Source organism: Maribellus luteus (assembly GCF_003576475.1).
Taxonomy (GTDB): domain Bacteria; phylum Bacteroidota; class Bacteroidia; order Bacteroidales; family Prolixibacteraceae; genus Draconibacterium; species Draconibacterium luteum.
Genome location: NZ_QWGR01000035.1, coordinates 1 through 2,005 on the forward strand (window position 1 = coordinate 1; position 2,005 = coordinate 2,005).

A 2,005-nucleotide genomic window follows, 5' to 3' on the forward strand; every position below is an offset into this window, starting at 1 on the left:
AACCAACTAAAAAACAACATTATAAACCAATAAAAGAAAAGTATGGTAAACAGAAGAACGTTTATCAGCCGCTCGGCAGTAGCCGCGGCAGGTATTACCATTGTTCCCGGCACTGTATTCGGGAAGAAATTCGGGCACGTTTCGCCCAGTGATAAATTGAATATTGCCGGCGTAGGAGTAGGCGGTATGGGACGTAACAACCTTCGTAACATGAGCGGCGAAAACATTGTTGCTTTGTGTGATGTTGACTGGCGTTATGCAGCAAAAACCTTCGAAGACTATCCGAAGGCCAAAAAGTTCAAAGACTGGCGCGAGATGCTGGATAAGTTCGGCAAATCGATTGATGCCGTAATGGTGGCAACTCCGGACCATACCCATGCGGGAGTAACTGCACACGCCATGACTTTAGGGAAACACGTTTACACGCAAAAACCCCTGACTCACTCGGTATACGAATCACGGTTGTTGACAAAACTGGCCGAAAAGTATGGTGTTGCCACACAAATGGGTAACCAGGGAAATTCAGGCGACGACATCCGTCGTGTTTGCGAATGGATCTGGTCAGGAGCCATTGGCGAAGTAACCGAAGTTCATGCCTGGACCGACCGTCCGATCTGGCCACAGGGTCTTCAAAAACCGGACGGATCGATGGATGTACCGAAAACACTGGATTGGGACCTGTTTATCGGGCCTGCCAAATTCCGTCCTTACCATTCGGTTTACACACCTTGGAACTGGCGTGGCTGGTGGGATTACGGAACAGGAGCCTTGGGTGATATGGCCTGCCACGTGCTGGATCCTGTGTACTGGGCACTGAACCTGAAATACCCGTCGAAGGTGGAAGCTTCTTCCACATTGGTGAATACAGAGAGCGCGCCTCATGCTGAAAAAGTAACGTATACTTTCCCGGCCCGCAAAAACATGCCCGATGTGGGTATGCCCGAAGTAAAAGTAACCTGGTACGACGGTGGTTTCCTGCCTGAACGCCCGATCGAACTTCCGGATGGCGAGATTTTGGGTAAAGACAGCGGTGGCGGTTTGTTATTTGTCGGAACCAAAGGCAAAATCATGACCAGTTACTACGGTATGCAACCCACACTGTTGCCTTACGAAAAAATGGAAGACTTCAAAGAGCCTGCTCCGATTATTCCACGTATCCCGGGTTCAGAAGAAGGACCATGGAAAGGTGCGCACGAACGCGACTGGATCCGTGCTTGTAAAGAGCCTGCCGGAAGCCGTGTAGAAGGATCGGCCAATTTTGCCTACTCCGGACCGTTTAACGAAATGGTGGTGATGGGTGTTCTGGCTGTGCGTCTTCAATCGCTGAACCGTACGCTTCACTGGGATGGTGAAAACATGGAGTTCACCAATATCTCTGATTCAGACAAGGTGCGCATTGTATCGGTTGATAAGTTTGAAGTGGTGGACGGCGATCCTCGTTTTGATCGTCAGTTTGCTGAGTTCAACGCCAAAGAGTTAGCAAAGGAGTGGGTTAACCATACGTATCGCGATGGTTGGTCGCTGCCTGCAATGCCCAAATAGCAGATAGTTTAGTTTAACCAAAAGGGGCAGGAGTAATCGCCTGCTCCTTGTTTTATTTAACCAACAATAAGAATCAGAATATGAACCAAATGAAAAAATATACCAGCCTGATGCTGGTGGTGTTTTTACTGTGCGGAATAAGCAGTATGGGAGCAGAAAAATCAAAAAAGAAAGATTGGAAACTGGGTGTTCAAACCTATAGTTTTCATCGTTTTACTTTTCAGGAAGCCATCGATAAGGTGGCCGAACTGGGGCTGGAATACGCCGAAATTTACTACGGACAAACATTGGGTGGCGACATGGAAGGAGTGATGGACTTCAGGATGGATAAAGCCAAACAAAAGCAGGTATTGGCTTATGCCAAGTCGAAAGGCGTAAAACTGATGGCCAGCGGAGTGGTAATCTGTAAAGATGAAGCCGAATGGGAACAACTGTTCCAGTTTGCCAATGCAATGGGAATCGA

1 protein-coding gene and 1 pseudogene are annotated in these 2,005 nt (G+C 48.1%); both read left to right on the forward strand.

The features are described from left to right. Positions 1 to 42: 42 nt before the first annotated feature. The gene (locus D1614_RS23525; protein WP_119440443.1) at positions 43 to 1,542 is read left to right on the forward strand and encodes a glycoside 3-dehydrogenase; all 1,500 of its coding nucleotides are present in this window, start codon (positions 43 to 45) and stop codon (positions 1,540 to 1,542) included. Positions 1,543 to 1,631: 89 nt separating this feature from the next. Continuing rightward, a pseudogene (locus tag D1614_RS23530) lies at positions 1,632 to 2,005 on the forward strand (sugar phosphate isomerase/epimerase); the annotation flags it as partial.

What these genes read in the sequence shown, in the direction of transcription:
- D1614_RS23525 (WP_119440443.1), top strand. Translation starts at nt 43, where the DNA reads ATGGTAAACAGAAGAACGTTTATCAGCCGCTCGGCAGTAGCCGCGGCA.